The following is a 14,124-nucleotide window of genomic DNA, read 5'->3' as shown; positions in this document are numbered from 1 at the left end:
CCCGCTCAAGGAGGAGCCGATCACGAGATGGAACTGTTACAGCAATCCCTGTTTGTCCCCTGCGGTGAGCATCGACTCCATGTGCGCCATATCCAGCCCGGTGTCGCGGTGCATGCCGACCCCATCCTGATGGTGCACGGGGCCATCGAGAACGGCCGCATCTTCTACACCGAATCGGGCAAGGGGCTTGCCTGCTTTCTGGCTCGCCACGGGTATCAGGTCTATGTGGCGGATCTGCGTGGTCGGGGTCTGAGCACACCGACCATCGCCGAGCGGGCCGGCCACGGCCAGCATGAGCTGATCACCGAGGATCTGCCCGCCCTGCAGCGCTGGGTATCGGCCCGCCATGCCGGTGCCCGGGTGCACTGGATGGCCCACTCCTGGGGCGGCGTCATCATGGCCTCGACCCTGGTGCGCTTCCCCGAGCTGGCGGAGCAGGTTGCCAGCCTGGTGTTCTTCGGCACCAAGCGGGGGGTCTCGGTGCAGAACCCGGAGCGCTGGTTGAAGGTGGATCTGATCTGGAACCGGCTCGCCCCCTGGCTGGCGCGCCGCCGGGGGTTTCTGGCCGCCCGCCGGTTGAAGATAGGGGCCGATGATGAGCCCCTGCGCTACTTGCAGGAGACCATCCCCTGGGTCAAGTGCGGGCCCTGGTTGGACCCCTTTGACGGCTTCGCCTATGACGAGGCGGCGAGCCGGGTCAACTGGCCCCCGCTCTGGATGATCTCCGCCAAGGCGGACAAGGTACTTGGCCACCCCGTCGACGTGCGCCGCTTCAGCGACGAGATGGGCTCGGCCGCCCGCCACACCCGCCTTGGGCGGGACAACGGCAACCGCCTCGATTACGACCACATCAACATGCTGACGGCCCCCCAGGCACAGGAGGATCACTTCCCCGACATCCTCGCCTGGCTGCGTAACCCCCAGGCTGCCTGATAGACAAAAAACGGGCACTTGCGTGCCCGTTTTTTGTTGTCTCCCGGCCCTGCTGGCTAGCGGGGCCCGGATGGTATGCCAAGGCGGAACAGGGTCGCCTCGGTGGTATCGGTCAGTTCACCCACGCCCACGACACTCCAGAGCTCCTCTTCCAGCTTCTTGGCCTTGTGAATGGCGAACTTGGCGATGTAGTCCAGTTCACCCGCGATGAAGCTGGTGTCCGGGCGGCCGGTGCGCGAAATACCCACCAGTACCGAATAGAACTCTCCCTGTTGCCGGGCCAGTTCGATGAAACGGCGCTTTTGATCCGGTGAGCTGAAGCTGCTGGCCAGGTGGCTGCGAAACAGGGGGGTTCCCCCCTGGGAATGGAGGGCGGCGATGTAGACCTCCTCCTCTTCCGGCTTGTCTTCCCGCTCGATGGCGCGCAGGGGATTGAGCAGCAGGGCCTTGAGCAGTGCCCCCTGGAACAGGGGATACAGGTTCAACTGCTGATCCTGCTCGGCACAGATGCGCAGCAGACGGGAAAGGCTGCGTGGCTGTGGCGAGAGGCCGGCCGCGGCCAGTTTCGGGGCGGCCTTGAGCTTGTTCACATAGACGGGGGTGTTGAACAGGTGGTGGGTGTAGAGGTTGCGCAGCGCCCTGGCCATGCCGCGATAGCGATTGAACTCCCGGGTGGTCTTGAGCTTGTTCTGGTTGCTTTCGATAAGCAGGCTGAAGAACTGGTGGCCGGTATGGCGCTCAGCCGTCCCCTCGATGCACAGATGCAGCACGGTTCTGCTCAGGTTGAGGCTGACCAGCCGATAGGGCAGGCGTTGCAGGTCCATGTTCCTGGCGAGCTCCTGCAAGCGGGGCAGAGCCACAGTGATGATGTCTCCCTTCTCCCCGTCGAACGGCTCCTCCAGCTCGATTTGCATGCCGTGGGCAGAGATGTCTCGGGTCCAGCCGACCCAGGATCGCTCCTTGTGATGCAAGACGATGGCCGTCTTGTGCATGTAGCGCGCCTCCTTGCGCAGTTGCACATAGTGCAGCGTCTCTATCTCGAAGGGGGCGGCATGGATGTCATGGCCAAAGCGCTGCAAGGCGTTGGCGTTGAGCGGCTCCTGACCCGTCTCTCGCTGGAACTCGTCGCGCTGGTTGTCCAGGTTTATCTCCTGCAGCATGCCCACGTATCCGAGCTGGGCCAGGCGCTCGCGCAGCAGCCTGTCCTGCAACTGGCTCGCCCCGCCCTGGGGGTTGTCGAGGTCGGCCTCCCGCAGGGTGCAGGCTTCCATGCTGAACTTGTACACCCGCCAGCTGGGGCGGCGGGCGCCGATCTGGAAGAAGAGCGCGGTCAGTCCGCTCTGTTCCAGCTCCTCCCGGGTCGCGGAGAAGAAGTAGAGGTGGCTGCGTACCGCATGGGTAAAGCTGTAGATCAGCGTCTCGCGCAGCCCCTCTTTGCCTGGGAGCAACGAGGGCATGCGGGCCGCAGTGAAGAGGCTGGCGAGCATGTCGCGGTTCTTGGCGTCGCGCCAGTATTCGAGAATGTGCTGGTTGTTCTCGGTGCGCAGGGCGATCTCGAGGGCGGGGACGCTGCCCTTGCCGAAATAGAGGGGCATGCCGGTCATGCGCGGCAGATAGAACTGCTCATACCCCTTGATGACGGCGGCGGAGAGCAGGTAGTCGACGCTGACGCGATAGCGGCTGCGGTTGCGCTCGATGAAGTCGCGCAGGAACTCGTCGAACACCGGATGCTCGCCGTTCTTGAGCAGCCTGAGCCAGAATTTGTCCTCTTTTCTCTCCTCCCCCAGGATCTGGTAGCTGACCGGGTCACGCAGCAGGGGATGGGGATGATCGCGTTCCAGTCCGGTGAAGAAGACGGCTATCAGGTCGCCTGTCTGGTAGTCGGGCAGATAGGGCACGGATACCCGGATGCCGCCGAGGGAGATGTCGGAGCTCTTGGCGAGGATCTTCTCGCCGTTGGCGAGCTGGAGCACCATGGGAGAGCTGAAGTGCATGCGCTCTTCCTGTCGCCCGTAATGGCTGGCGAAGGGGATGGCGCTGACATCGAACGGACGAAACGGGCTGATGGGCAGCGCCAGATTGTCGCTGCGCCCCTGGTTGAGTTTGTACCAGGCTTGCAGCGCCTCGTAGACCCCCAGGGTGTAGCTGTCCCGGTAGAGGTAGCACTGGGATTGAAACAGCTCGATGGCCTCGGCGGGCATGAAGTGGGTCACCCCGTCGAACTCATGCACCTGACAGAGGGCGCCCAGCTCGTTGCGCATGTCGATGACGCGCCGGCAGGGGGTGCACTTGCGCTTGAGTTCCATCTTCAGCAGGAACCGGCTGTTCGTATTTTCGTTCTGGGTTAGACGGTTGAAGATTTCGTCGAAGTCCTTTTCCCGGAGCAGGGGGACAAGTTGTTCTATCAGATGTAGTGGTTGTTCTGAATCCATGTATTCCTGCCGCGGAAAGTCACTTTTCCGATTCTGGGTTTGATCTGCCGGTCGCAAACAAGTATATCAAGCAGGAATTCATCCTGTCCCCGAGTTATCCATGGCCAAAAACAAAACCGCCTATGTTTGTTCCGAATGTGGAGCCGACTTCACCCGCTGGCAAGGCCAGTGCAGCGAGTGCAAGGAATGGAACACCATCACCGAGGTGCGACTGGGGGTGACGACACCCGGCAAGAGCGCTCGCTATACCGGTTATGCGGGCGCCGTCGGCAGCCAGGTGCAGACCCTGGCGGAGATCGCGACCACGGAGATCCCCCGTTTCAGCTCGGGCTTCAAGGAGCTGGACCGCGTACTCGGTGGCGGCGTGGTCCCTGGTTCGGCCATTCTCATCGGCGGCAACCCCGGGGCCGGCAAGTCGACCCTGTTGCTGCAGACCATGTGCGGCCTGGCGCAGCGCATGAAGACCCTCTATGTGACCGGTGAGGAATCACTGCAACAGGTGGCGATGCGGGCCGGTCGGCTGGGTCTGCCCACGGACAAGCTGCGCATGTTGTCCGAGACCAGTGTCGAGCAGATCTGCCTCATCGCTCAGCAGGAGCAGCCTCAGATCATGGTCATCGACTCCATCCAGGTGATGCACGTGGCGGATGTGCAGTCTGCGCCGGGGTCCGTCTCTCAGGTGCGGGAGTCGGCGGCGCTGCTGACACGCTATGCCAAGCAGAATCATGTGGCCATCTTCATGGTGGGCCACGTCACCAAAGACGGCACCTTGGCGGGTCCCAAGGTGCTGGAGCACTGCATCGACTGCTCCGTGCTGCTGGATGGCGGGCACGACTCGCGTTTTCGCACCCTGCGCTCCCACAAGAACCGCTTCGGTGCGGTCAACGAACTGGGGGTCTTCGCCATGACCGGGCAGGGAATGAAGGAGGTGAGCAACCCTTCCGCGATTTTCCTCAGCCGCGGGGAGGAGCAGGCTCCGGGCTCCATCGTCATGGTGATCTGGGAAGGCACGCGCCCCCTGCTGGTGGAGTTGCAGGCGCTGGTGGATTACTCCCAGCTCTCCAATCCGCGCCGGGTGGCGGTGGGGATGGACCACAACCGCCTCGCCATGCTGCTGGCGGTGCTGCATCGTCACGGCGGGTTGCAGATGGCGGATCAGGATGTGTTCATCAACGTGGTGGGTGGCGTCAAAGTCGAGGAGACCAGTGCGGATCTGGCGCTGCTGCTGGCCATGGTGTCGAGCTTCCGGGATCAGGCCCTGCCCAAGGATCTGGTGGTCTTTGGTGAGGTGGGACTCTCCGGCGAGATACGGCCCGTGCCCTCGGGTCAGGAGCGACTGCAGGAGGCGGCCAAGCACGGTTTCCGCCGAGCCATCGTCCCGCATGCCAATGCGCCCAAACATCCCATCGAGGGGATGGAGGTGGTGCCGGTGAAGAAACTCTCAGATGCCCTCGAGGCCCTGTAACCGACCATGAAAAAGGAGCGTATGGACGCTCCTTTTTTTTCTGCCTGCCCGCTCAGGATTCGGGGGGGACGTGGTCTCGGTGCTCTTGCAGCAACTGCTCCAGCTCGCGATGGAGCAGTTGCTCCTCTCCGATGTTCAGCTCGATCATCCGCTTGAGGTGCGTGGCGCTGTCGATGTCGATGTGGTGGCAGTAAAACCCCAGCTTCTTGCTGGCTTCGTGGGTCAGCTCGACCTGCATCTTGATCTCGATGTCGCTGCCCCCGAGCACGAAGCAGATTTCGTACTCCTTGTCCTCGCTGGCGACCCAATCCTCGGGTCTGAGCAGCAGGGCTCCCTGCAGGGAGACATCGACCAGCTGGGTGCGCCACTGGTGTTCACCCTGGGTGAGCTTGGCGGCGGTCAAATAGAAAATCCGAGTAAAGTGGCGGCGCTCGGCCATGGTCGTCTCCGGTCTGCGTGCGAGCAAGATGCTCATTCTTCATGTTGCAGAGTGTAATCCAGCTGGCACGCCAGGATATTGAACTGGCTCCGATATTGAATATCAGACCTGCTGATGGCTGAGGGATTCCACCACCTGCAGCGCCTTGACCAGCCGATCCTCCTGTTTGAACCTGTCCTCCAGCACGGGGCCGAGCTGGTTCAGATCCTCGTCCAGTTGCAGCAACTGGGCTTCGTCGGCGTTGCTGTACTTGTCGTTGAACTCCAGCGCGAATTCGGTACAGGCACGGATATGGGGGTAGATGCGCTTGGCCAGCTCCAGTTTGTCGCCGCTGGCTTGCTCAAAGGCGGTGACGACATGGTTGTAGATCTCGAAATGGCCTGCGCTGACGTAGTCGACCAGTTGTTCGCAAAAACGTTGCAGTTCTACATGGCCTGGGAGGGTGCGTTGCTTGCACTTGGCGGGCATGAGGCCTGCCAGTCGCATGTACTCGACCAGCAACGCCTGTCTGGCATCCAGCCAGTCATCTATTGCTCTGTGCTTGCCTGCCAGTGCGCGCTTGGTTTTTTCCAGTTCAGTTAACATAGTCCCTCCATGGGCATGACATGCGGCTCTCGGGTCGCATGCCTCCGGTCATTCTCATCGACTGACGACACTCCTATAACTAGGGAAAATCCAGTTGACCGTCAATAGGAGTGTAGGGATATTGTTACATCAGGCGGGGATTTGCATGCCTCTCCCCGCCGGTACTTCGCATCCTGTCGCCCATCCAGGGGACAAGGGGGCGATATATGTGACTATTTCCGCAGATCTTGATGAAAACCCCAGCATTCAAGCCAATCCGGCTGATAAAGCCTTTGCCTGAGTGTTTTTTTTTGAATAGAGTGGCCCGGTGCTAAATGCCCGATCATAAAGGAAATGTTATGAACAAAGCTCAACTTGTCGATGCAATTGCCGCCAAAGCAGACCTCAGCAAAGCTCAGGCCAAAGTCGCTCTGGAAGAGATCATCAATGGTATTACCCAGAGCCTGAAAGAGGGCGATGCCGTTCAGTTGGTGGGTTTTGGTACCTTCAAGGTCAACCATCGCGCGGGCCGTACCGGTCGCAACCCGCAAACCGGCAAAGAGATCCAGATTGCAGCTGCCAATGTGCCGTCCTTCGTGGCTGGCAAGGCGCTGAAAGACGCCGTCAAATAAGGTCGTCTTGTAATCAAATGAAGCCCGGCTTGTGCCGGGTTTTTTCTTGCCATCTTCGTCAAAATTTGTTTCAGATACACTCAGGATATGGCATGCGCTGTAGCGAGGTGGATATGGAACAGAAAAATGCCATTCGGCAGGTAGCCGTCCCCTGGGCTCCCTCTCGTCAACTCCCTCCCGGCCTGGTCGTGGCCGAACTGCATCAGGATATCTGGAGCGACACCCTGACCGTCATGCTGGGGCGTGCTCGCAGCATCGATCTGCCTCCGTTGCCCCTGTGCCGGGTGAGTTTTCGCCACATCTTCGCGGTGCGGGTGATGGAGGATTGCGATCTGGCGGAGGGGCGGGACAGCCACGTCATCGAGGAGCAGATCCAGCTCATCACCCCGTCCCGTTTCGCCAGCTGGTTCCATCAGGAATCCGATGGACTGCACCTGGATGAAGATTTGCAGCACTACCGCATCTCGACCTGGGATTACTGCGCCGATGTGCTGACCTCTTCTCCCCCTGAACTCCAGTTCATGGTTCAGGAGGAGTAAGCCAGACTGTCGGGCCGCCTCCGTGGTGACAAAAAAGCCGGCGCAGGGGCGCCGGCTTTTTCTTGTTCGAGAGAGGTGGCGTTCAGCCCAGGAGTTGGTCCCGGTGCAGCCCCAGCACGATCAGCAGCCCGATGAAATAGAAGGCGCTGAGCTTGATGCCGAGAATGGTGAGCAGGCCGGCGCACAGACGCACCAGGGCCTTGTGCAGCCAGGATCCTGTGAAGCGGTACATGATCACTCCACCGCGTCGGCTGGCGCGAACTCCGGCACCTTGGCCATGGCGTCCAGCACCACTTGAATGTCGGCCCCCGGCTTGCAGGCATTCTCGCTCAGATGGCGACGCCAGGCGCGCGCCCCCTGCATGTTCTGGAACAACCCCAGCATGTGGCGGGTCATGTGGGAGAGGTAGTTGCCCTTGGCCAGCTCTTGTTCGATATAAGGCAGCATCATCCGCACCACCTCGTGGCGGCTCGGCACGGCACGGTTCTCGCCGAACACCAGATTGTCCACCTGGGCCAGAATGTAGGGGTTCTGGTAGGCTTCGCGGCCCATCATGACCCCGTCGAGGTGCTGCAGATGTTCAAGAGTCTGCTCCAGACTGGTCACCCCGCCGTTGATGGCAATGGTCAGATCCGGGTAATCCTGCTTGACCCGGTAGACGCGAGGATAATCGAGGGGCGGGATCTCGCGGTTCTCTTTCGGACTCAGACCGCTCAGCCAGGCCTTGCGGGCATGGACGATGAAGGTATCGCAACCGGCGTCCCTTACCTGCTCGATGAAGGCCTGCAAGAACTCGTAGGAGTCTTGCTCGTCGATGCCGATACGGGTCTTCACGGTGACCGGAATGTCGACTACGTCGCGCATCGCCTTGACGCAATCAGCCACCAGCGCGGGTTCGCCCATGAGGCAGGCGCCGAAGCGGCCGTTTTGCACCCGATCGGAAGGGCAGCCGACGTTGAGGTTGACCTCGTCATACCCGCGCTCCTCGGCGAGCCTGGCGCAGCGGGCCAGGTCTGCCGGGTTGCTGCCACCCAGTTGCAGGGCGAGAGGGTGTTCCTGCTCGCTGTAACCCAGATAGTCGCCCTTGCCGTGGATGATGGCGCCCGTGGTCACCATCTCGGTATAGAGCAGGGTCTGGCGGGTCATCAGACGGTGGAAATAACGGCAATGCCGATCGGTCCAGTCCAGCATGGGGGCGATGGAAAAGCGCTGCGCCTGCATAAAAATCATCCGGGTTGGCCAAACAAGGGGCGGGATTCTATCACAACGTGAGACAGCCCCAGAAAATGAATTTTGTCGCCGCGCACTGGGGGCCCTGTGATAGTATCCGGCTAATTGACAGGGTATCTGCGTGAACATGAATCAAGACCAACTTCTACAACGAGCGGAACGCCTCTGCGAGCAGCGCGGGATCCGTTTCACCCCGACACGGCGCCAGGTGCTCCGGCTGCTTGCCGCCCACGGCAATGCCATCAGTGCCTATGATTTGCTGGCCCAGTTGCAGCAGACCGAGGCTCATGCCAAACCACCTACCGTCTATCGGGCGCTCGACTTCCTGCTCGAACAGGGCTTTGCCCACAAGGTGGAGTCGCTCAACGCCTTCATCTTCTGCTGCCACTTCGACCATGCCCACCCGATGCAACTGCTGATCTGCGATCGTTGCGGTGAGGTAGTGGAGCTGCACGATCCCGCCATCGACGGCGCCTTTTCCGAGCAGGCTCATCAGCATGGTTTTACTATTACCAACAAGACCATAGAAGCCCATGGTCAATGTGCCCGCTGTTCCGCTACCGTAGGAAGTCAAGATGAAGGCTGATTTTGTAAACCCGTTCCTGCTCTCCCTGCTCAACGTGCTCTCCACCATGGCACAGCTGGAACTCAAACCGGGCGCGCCCAAGCGCAAGACGGACGAGCTGGCTCGGGGAGATGTCTCCGGCCTGATTGGCATGGTGGGTCCGCAGACCCGGGGTTCCCTCTCCATCAGCTTCGAGAAGGGGCTGGCATTGGAGATCATGCGTCGCATGCTGGGGGAGGCGCCGGCCACCATCAACGAGGAAGTGACCGACATGGTGGGCGAGATCACCAACATGGTGACGGGCGGCGCCAAACGCATGCTGGGGGAGAAGGGCTATGAGTTCGACATGGCGACCCCGGTCATCGTCTCCGGTCCCAATCACACCATTACTCACCGGGCCGACGGCGCCAAGATCATGATGCCGTTCGAATCGGAGTATGGCCGTGCCACCATCGAGATCTGCTTCGAGTAATCGCCATGTGGAAGATGCTGAAATGGAGTGTCATCGGTGGGGTGGTGCTGCTTATCCTGTCGGATATCGAGATCAGCACCTCTCTCTACAAGTACGAAGACAACCGCGTGGAGATCAACTTCCCGCGCTGGCAGGCTGACCAGCCCTGGGGCACCCTGCGCTGGCATGCGGGCCGGTTTGAGCATCACTGGTACGGTCTTGCAGGCAAACCCAAGCCCGCAACCGTACTCTGAGGAGCGCTCTCCACAACGGATGGACCAGATTGCACCAACAAAAAAGAGGCCAGCGAATGCTGGCCTCTTTATTTGGTCAAGATCTGTTATCAGGCTGCTTCTGCTGCCAGCTTGCCATTGCCACGCACCATGACACCGAGGCCACAGGCCAGCAGGGTCGGCAGCAACCAGGCCAGGCCCTTGTCAAACAGCGGCAGGAAGGCGAACGCATCCATCTTCATGCCGGCGGCGCCCAGGCCGTCCAGGCAGCCGAACAGGAAGGCGACCAGCAGCACGGAGCGGAACACCAGGCGGGGGCGACCGAAGTAACCCTTCAGGAAGGTGACCAGCACCAGCGCCACGGCAACCGGGTAGATGGCGACCAGCACCGGAATGGAGAGGCTGATGAGCTGGCTCAGGCCCACGTTGGCCACGACGCCGCAGATGACACCCAGCAGCACGACCAGCTTCTTGTAGCTCATGCCGGTCAGGTTGTGGAAGAAGTCGGAGCAGGCGGAGATGAGGCCGACGGCCGTGGTGAAGCAGGCCAGGGTGATGATGGCAGCCAGGATGAACTGACCCGGTTGGCCGAACAGGCTCAGCACGTAGGCGTTGACGATGGCACCGCCGTTGCTCACGTCGGTGGCGACGCCGGCAGCGGTGTTACCCAGCTGGAACAGGGAGACATAGACCACGGAGAGACCGATGGCGGAGATGATGCCCGCGATGGCCAGGTACTTGAACTGGCTCTGGTAGTCATGGATGCCTTTCTGGCGCAGCAGGTCGACGATCAGGGCGCCGAACATCAGGGACGCCAGGGTGTCCATAGTGTTGTAGCCTTCCAGAATGCCCTTCACGAAGGGGGTGCTCTGGTAGTCACCGGATGCGGCAGGCATGCCTCCTTGCGGTGCGACGAAGACACCGATGGCCAGGGTCAGCAGCAGCAGCATCAGCAGCGGGGTCAGGTACTTGCCGATGGCATCCATCAGCTTGCCCTGGTTCAGGGAGACCAGGATGGCCACGCCGAAGAACAGTACTGTGTAGGCAGCCAGACCGGATGGTCCCATGTCGCCAAGGAAGGGCTTGAGGCCCATCTCGTAGGCCACCAGGCCGGTACGGGGGGCGGCGAAGGCCGGGCCGATGATGATGTAGATGGCGACGGCCAGTGCGGTGGCCACGCCGGTCGGCAGCAGCTTGGTCATGCCGGCCCAGCCGTTGCCAGCCTTGGCGACGGCGATGATGGTGATGAGGGGCAGGCCCACGGCGGTGACCAGGAAGCCCAGCATGGCCAGGGAGAGGTGCTCACCCGCCATGAAGCCGGCCAGGGGCGGGAAGATGATGTTGCCTGCGCCCAGATAGAACGCAAAGGTCATGAAGCCCAATCCGAGTACATCGGACAATGTGAGTGATTTCGTCAAGTTCAACCTCGTCTGTCTTGTAAACTATTGCTTGTTATAGTTTTTTATTTGTCATTGACCGGCACTTTCCGGGGGTAAAAAAAAGAGCCCCGCTGGTTTTTTCATCGCGACCAGTGGTTTGAACTGGTCTTGAGCGGGCGCTCATTTAGCAGTCAGCATAATGATGTGAAAAAATAGTTCAAGGCAAAATTTACATCTTCAAATAGAAGGGGTTGGTTAGTTGGATATATCTGTCGGAATAGCCTCCCGTGGCAGAATGGATCACAATTTCACCCCTCTCACACTTATTTAATCCTCTGCCAAGCAGCAATAAAACACGATTTGCCTCTTTCCCCTCTCTGGTAGTAACAGCCAGATAACAACGCTCATACAGATCATAACTCGACGAAATGCATAAAATTTCATCCGCCATCGCCGTGGGCAGCACCAGGGCCAGTTGCCCGGTACGGCTCAGCAGGCGATCGCTGGCGGCCAGCAATCCCCTGGGGGCGAGCCCCCCGGTATGACGGGCCAGAGCCCTGGCCGGATCGCGGAGTGTCTGGCCTGCCGGGAAATAGGGCGGGTTGGAGACGATGAGATCGTAAGGGGGGGCGAGGTGATCCTGAATGGCGCTCTCTATGATGGTGACCCGCTCACGCCAGGGGGAGGCCGCCACATTCTCCTGGGCCTGCATGGCTGCATCCTTATCCAGCTCCACCCCGTCTATGTGGCAGCCGTTCGTACTGCGCTGGGCCAGCATCAGGGCGATGAGGCCGCTGCCGGTGCCGATGTCCAGCACCCGGCGGGCGTTGTCGACCGGCGCCCAGGCTCCCAGCAAAATGCCGTCCGTACCGACCTTCATGGCGCAGCGGTCGTGATCGATGTGAAATTGCTTGAACGTGAAACCGTTGTTGCGCCCCATTCGGCCCTCCTCCTGTGCCTGCCCGCGGAAAATGGCCGGCGATTATAGCGGCTAAGCCACAGTCACCATAGGAGCCGGCGGCATAATCGCCTATAATCTGCCGCTTCCTTAATGACCGAGTATTGCCATGAGCCAGTCCTTTGATGATTTCGACCTGAATCCAGCCCTCAGTCGGGCCTTGGCCGAGATGGGTTTCACCCGCCCCACCACCATCCAGCAGATGGTGCTGGAGCCAGCCCTGGACGGCCGCGATATTCTGGCCTCTGCGCCGACCGGAACCGGCAAGACCGCCGCCTTCCTGCTGCCCGCGATGCAGCACCTGCTGGACTTCCCGCGCCGCAAGCCGGGTCCGTGCCGCATGCTGATCCTGACTCCGACCCGCGAGCTCGCGCTGCAGGTGAGTGCTCACGCCAAGGCCCTGGCGGTGCACACCCATCTCAGCATCGAGACCATCATCGGTGGTGTCAGCCATGAAGAGCAGCTGCCTGCCCTGACCAAGACCACCGACATCGTGGTGGCCACCCCTGGTCGTCTGCTCGAGTACATCGAGAAAGAGGAGTTCGAGAGCCACGACATCGAGGTGCTGGTGCTGGATGAAGCGGACCGGATGCTGGACATGGGCTTCATCAAGGACGTGAACCGCATCGTGGAAGAGGCGCGCTACCGCAAGCACACCATGCTCTTCTCCGCCACCCTGGAAGGGGCCGGCCTCGAGAAGTTTGCGAGCGAGATCCTCAAAGACCCGGTTGAGCTGCACGCCGAGCCGCCCCGCAGCGAGCGCCGCCCCATCACCCAGTGGATCCACCTGGCCGATGATGCCGCCCACAAGTTGGCTCTGCTGGTGCACATCCTGAAAAACCCGGAGACCCAGAAGGCCATCATCTTCGTCAAGACCCGTGAGCGACTGGCGGAGCTTTCCGGCCAGTTGCAGGCGGCAGGCGTGCCCTGCGCCTGGATCCGTGGCGAGATGGAGCAGGCCAAGCGCATCGAGTCTATCCGCAAGTTCCACGAAGGGGAGGTGCCCTTCCTCATCGCCACCGACGTGGCCGCCCGCGGCATCGACCTGCCGAACGTCAGTCATGTCATCAACTACGACATGCCCTACGGTGCGGATGTCTATGTGCACCGCATCGGTCGTACCGGTCGTGCCGGCAACCGTGGCTGCGCCATCAGCCTGGTGGAAGCTCACGACATGGCCATGGTCGCCAAGATCGAACGCTACACCGAGGAGCGCCTCAAGCGCCGGGTGATCGATGAGCTGCGCCCCAGACACAAGGAAGCGCGGGTGCCGGTGAAGAAGAAAAAGCCGAAGGATGCCAAGAAGTCGGCAAAGAAGAAAAAGAAGTAATGCCCCCGAGCACAGTTGAAACGGCCATCCCAGGATGGCCGTTTTGCTGTCTGCTGCCTGGGGAGTGGCCTGAGAGAGGCGCAGAAAAAAGCCGACGCAAGGACGTCGGCCAACAAAAAGTGCTTACAACAGAGGATTCACAGAGTCAGACCCGAGGATCTCCGACTTGGTTCCCTTGAATGTGTAATTAATTTTCAGCGCGCTTGAACATCAGGGTATTGGCGTCGGACTCTTCCGGTACGAAGTAGTAGCCGTCGGCATTGAAACCGGTCAGCTGTTCCACCCGGGTGAGCCGATGCTTGATGATGTGGCGTGCCATCATGCCGCGGGCCTTCTTGGCGTAGAAGCTGATGATCTTGAACTGGCCGTTCTTCTCGTTCTTGAAGACCGGGGTGATGATGCGCCCCTGCAGGGCTTTCGGGCGCACCGACTTGAAATACTCGTCGGAGGCGAGGTTGATCAGTACGTCGTCCCCCTGGGCCGCCAGCGCCTTGTTCAGGTGCTCAGTGATGATGTCGCCCCAGAACTGGTAGAGGTCCTTGCCGCGCGGGTTCTCCAGCCTAATCCCCATCTCCAGGCGGTAGGGCATCATGAGGTCAAGCGGCCGCAGTACGCCATAAAGGCCGGAGAGCATGCGCAGGTGGGCCTGGGCAAAGTCGAGGTCGGCCTCGCTGAAATCTTCTACGGCCAGACCGGTGTAGACGTCCCCCTTGAAGGCCAGCAGCGCCTGGCGGGCGTTGGCCGGCGTGAAGTCAGGCTGCCACTCGGCAAAGCGGGCGGCGTTGAGGCCGGCGAGCTTGTCGCTGATCTTCATCAGGCTGGCGATCTGGTCCGGGCTCAGTTGACGAGCCCGGGTGATCAGTGCTGCGGAGTGGTCCAGCAGTTCGGGTTGGGTGAAACGGGAGGTCACCAGGGGTGACTCGTAATCCAGCGTCTTGGCCGGGGAAACCACAATCAGCATAACTGTCCTTTAC

The 14,124-nt window shown here is 60.8% G+C and carries 16 protein-coding genes; 8 read left to right on the top strand and 8 right to left on the bottom strand.

Translation table 11 applies throughout. The features are described from left to right. Nucleotides 1-27 precede the first annotated feature (27 nt). On the top strand, nt 28-933 hold the full coding sequence (locus C2U37_RS04600; protein WP_043153013.1) for an alpha/beta hydrolase family protein: 906 nt from the start codon (nt 28-30) through the stop codon (nt 931-933). A 56-nt stretch (nt 934-989) separates the two neighbouring features. Here C2U37_RS04600 and C2U37_RS04595 read toward each other — a convergent pair whose 3' ends face one another. Next, nucleotides 990-3,365 (bottom strand): PilZ domain-containing protein, encoded by a 2,376-nt coding sequence (locus tag C2U37_RS04595; protein ID WP_104451901.1) that lies wholly within the window; start codon nt 3,363-3,365, stop codon nt 990-992. A 100-nt stretch (nt 3,366-3,465) separates the two neighbouring features. Between C2U37_RS04595 and radA the strand changes: the two genes are divergently transcribed. Further along, the gene (gene radA, locus C2U37_RS04590) at nt 3,466-4,830 is read left to right on the top strand and encodes a DNA repair protein RadA (protein ID WP_010673036.1); all 1,365 of its coding nucleotides are present in this window, start codon (nt 3,466-3,468) and stop codon (nt 4,828-4,830) included. A gap of 52 nt (nt 4,831-4,882) precedes the next feature. Here the strand turns inward: radA and C2U37_RS04585 are convergent, their stop codons facing one another. Further along, on the bottom strand, nt 4,883-5,269 hold the full coding sequence (locus C2U37_RS04585; RefSeq protein WP_029313755.1) for a PilZ domain-containing protein: 387 nt from the start codon (nt 5,267-5,269) through the stop codon (nt 4,883-4,885). A 102-nt stretch (nt 5,270-5,371) separates the two neighbouring features. After that, entirely contained in the window at nt 5,372-5,854 is a 483-nt protein-coding gene (locus C2U37_RS04580) for an Rsd/AlgQ family anti-sigma factor (protein ID WP_029313757.1), read from the bottom strand. Between the two features lie 338 nt (nt 5,855-6,192). Here C2U37_RS04580 and hupA point away from each other — a divergent pair, with 338 nt between their 5' ends. Together hupA and C2U37_RS04570 are read left to right on the top strand one after the other, a co-directional pair. Continuing rightward, on the top strand, nt 6,193-6,465 hold the full coding sequence (gene hupA / locus C2U37_RS04575) for a nucleoid-associated protein HU-alpha (RefSeq protein ID WP_005305063.1): 273 nt from the start codon (nt 6,193-6,195) through the stop codon (nt 6,463-6,465). A 113-nt stretch (nt 6,466-6,578) separates the two neighbouring features. Then, entirely contained in the window at nt 6,579-7,004 is a 426-nt protein-coding gene (locus C2U37_RS04570; protein WP_029313758.1) for a hypothetical protein, read from the top strand. An 82-nt stretch (nt 7,005-7,086) separates the two neighbouring features. Here the strand turns inward: C2U37_RS04570 and C2U37_RS04565 are convergent, their stop codons facing one another. Next, nucleotides 7,087-7,236, bottom strand: a complete 150-nt coding sequence (locus C2U37_RS04565; protein WP_010673040.1) for a hypothetical protein — start codon at nt 7,234-7,236, stop codon at nt 7,087-7,089. Nucleotides 7,237-7,238: 2 nt separating this feature from the next. Beyond that, nucleotides 7,239-8,225, bottom strand: coding sequence for a tRNA dihydrouridine(20/20a) synthase DusA (gene dusA, locus C2U37_RS04560; protein ID WP_010673041.1), 987 nt, complete (start codon nt 8,223-8,225; stop codon nt 7,239-7,241). A 136-nt stretch (nt 8,226-8,361) separates the two neighbouring features. Between dusA and zur the strand changes: the two genes are divergently transcribed. From zur to C2U37_RS04545, 3 genes are read left to right on the top strand one after another with little or no spacing between them, the layout of a single operon-like run. Then, nucleotides 8,362-8,820 carry a zinc uptake transcriptional repressor Zur gene (zur, locus tag C2U37_RS04555; protein ID WP_010673042.1) on the top strand — a complete coding sequence of 153 codons (459 nt, stop codon included), beginning with the start codon at nt 8,362-8,364 and terminating at the stop codon, nt 8,818-8,820. Then, on the top strand, nt 8,810-9,271 hold the full coding sequence (locus C2U37_RS04550) for a chemotaxis protein CheX (RefSeq protein ID WP_010673043.1): 462 nt from the start codon (nt 8,810-8,812) through the stop codon (nt 9,269-9,271). Before zur ends, C2U37_RS04550 begins: the two co-directional genes overlap by 11 nt. 5 nt (nt 9,272-9,276) lie before the next feature. Then, on the top strand, nt 9,277-9,504 hold the full coding sequence (locus C2U37_RS04545) for a hypothetical protein (protein WP_039039956.1): 228 nt from the start codon (nt 9,277-9,279) through the stop codon (nt 9,502-9,504). An 89-nt stretch (nt 9,505-9,593) separates the two neighbouring features. On the opposite strand, the gene brnQ is transcribed toward C2U37_RS04545, so the two are convergent. Together brnQ and C2U37_RS04535 are read right to left on the bottom strand one after the other, a co-directional pair. Next, entirely contained in the window at nt 9,594-10,856 is a 1,263-nt protein-coding gene (gene brnQ / locus C2U37_RS04540; protein WP_052130460.1) for a branched-chain amino acid transport system II carrier protein, read from the bottom strand. Nucleotides 10,857-11,091: 235 nt separating this feature from the next. After that, nucleotides 11,092-11,802, bottom strand: coding sequence for a tRNA1(Val) (adenine(37)-N6)-methyltransferase (locus C2U37_RS04535; protein ID WP_104451900.1), 711 nt, complete (start codon nt 11,800-11,802; stop codon nt 11,092-11,094). A 127-nt stretch (nt 11,803-11,929) separates the two neighbouring features. On the opposite strand from C2U37_RS04535, the gene srmB reads away from it, so the two are divergent. Then, a complete protein-coding gene (srmB, locus tag C2U37_RS04530) occupies nt 11,930-13,150 on the top strand; it encodes an ATP-dependent RNA helicase SrmB (RefSeq protein ID WP_041210934.1) in 1,221 nt (406 codons plus the stop codon). A 187-nt stretch (nt 13,151-13,337) separates the two neighbouring features. Here srmB and yaaA read toward each other — a convergent pair whose 3' ends face one another. Next, nucleotides 13,338-14,111: a peroxide stress protein YaaA gene (gene yaaA, locus C2U37_RS04525; RefSeq protein ID WP_104451899.1), complete on the bottom strand. Its 774-nt coding sequence runs from the start codon at nt 14,109-14,111 to the stop codon at nt 13,338-13,340. Between the last annotated feature and the right edge of the window lie 13 nt (nt 14,112-14,124).

The organism is Aeromonas sp. ASNIH1, assembly GCF_002934285.1.
Taxonomy (GTDB): domain Bacteria; phylum Pseudomonadota; class Gammaproteobacteria; order Enterobacterales; family Aeromonadaceae; genus Aeromonas; species Aeromonas caviae.
The sequence above is the reverse complement of the archived record's forward strand: the minus strand, read 5'-3'. Positions and strand labels throughout refer to the sequence as shown.

What these genes read in the sequence shown, in the direction of transcription:
- C2U37_RS04565 (WP_010673040.1), bottom strand. Translation starts at nt 7,236, where the DNA reads ATGTACCGCTTCACAGGATCCTGGCTGCACAAGGCCCTGGTGCGTCTG.
- hupA (WP_005305063.1), top strand. Translation starts at nt 6,193, where the DNA reads ATGAACAAAGCTCAACTTGTCGATGCAATTGCCGCCAAAGCAGACCTC.
- radA (WP_010673036.1), top strand. Translation starts at nt 3,466, where the DNA reads ATGGCCAAAAACAAAACCGCCTATGTTTGTTCCGAATGTGGAGCCGAC.
- C2U37_RS04570 (WP_029313758.1), top strand. Translation starts at nt 6,579, where the DNA reads ATGGAACAGAAAAATGCCATTCGGCAGGTAGCCGTCCCCTGGGCTCCC.
- C2U37_RS04580 (WP_029313757.1), bottom strand. Translation starts at nt 5,854, where the DNA reads ATGTTAACTGAACTGGAAAAAACCAAGCGCGCACTGGCAGGCAAGCAC.
- C2U37_RS04535 (WP_104451900.1), bottom strand. Translation starts at nt 11,802, where the DNA reads ATGGGGCGCAACAACGGTTTCACGTTCAAGCAATTTCACATCGATCAC.
- zur (WP_010673042.1), top strand. Translation starts at nt 8,362, where the DNA reads ATGAATCAAGACCAACTTCTACAACGAGCGGAACGCCTCTGCGAGCAG.
- dusA (WP_010673041.1), bottom strand. Translation starts at nt 8,225, where the DNA reads ATGCAGGCGCAGCGCTTTTCCATCGCCCCCATGCTGGACTGGACCGAT.
- C2U37_RS04595 (WP_104451901.1), bottom strand. Translation starts at nt 3,365, where the DNA reads ATGGATTCAGAACAACCACTACATCTGATAGAACAACTTGTCCCCCTG.
- srmB (WP_041210934.1), top strand. Translation starts at nt 11,930, where the DNA reads ATGAGCCAGTCCTTTGATGATTTCGACCTGAATCCAGCCCTCAGTCGG.
- C2U37_RS04585 (WP_029313755.1), bottom strand. Translation starts at nt 5,269, where the DNA reads ATGGCCGAGCGCCGCCACTTTACTCGGATTTTCTATTTGACCGCCGCC.
- C2U37_RS04600 (WP_043153013.1), top strand. Translation starts at nt 28, where the DNA reads ATGGAACTGTTACAGCAATCCCTGTTTGTCCCCTGCGGTGAGCATCGA.
- C2U37_RS04545 (WP_039039956.1), top strand. Translation starts at nt 9,277, where the DNA reads ATGTGGAAGATGCTGAAATGGAGTGTCATCGGTGGGGTGGTGCTGCTT.
- C2U37_RS04550 (WP_010673043.1), top strand. Translation starts at nt 8,810, where the DNA reads ATGAAGGCTGATTTTGTAAACCCGTTCCTGCTCTCCCTGCTCAACGTG.
- brnQ (WP_052130460.1), bottom strand. Translation starts at nt 10,856, where the DNA reads ATGACCTTTGCGTTCTATCTGGGCGCAGGCAACATCATCTTCCCGCCC.
- yaaA (WP_104451899.1), bottom strand. Translation starts at nt 14,111, where the DNA reads ATGCTGATTGTGGTTTCCCCGGCCAAGACGCTGGATTACGAGTCACCC.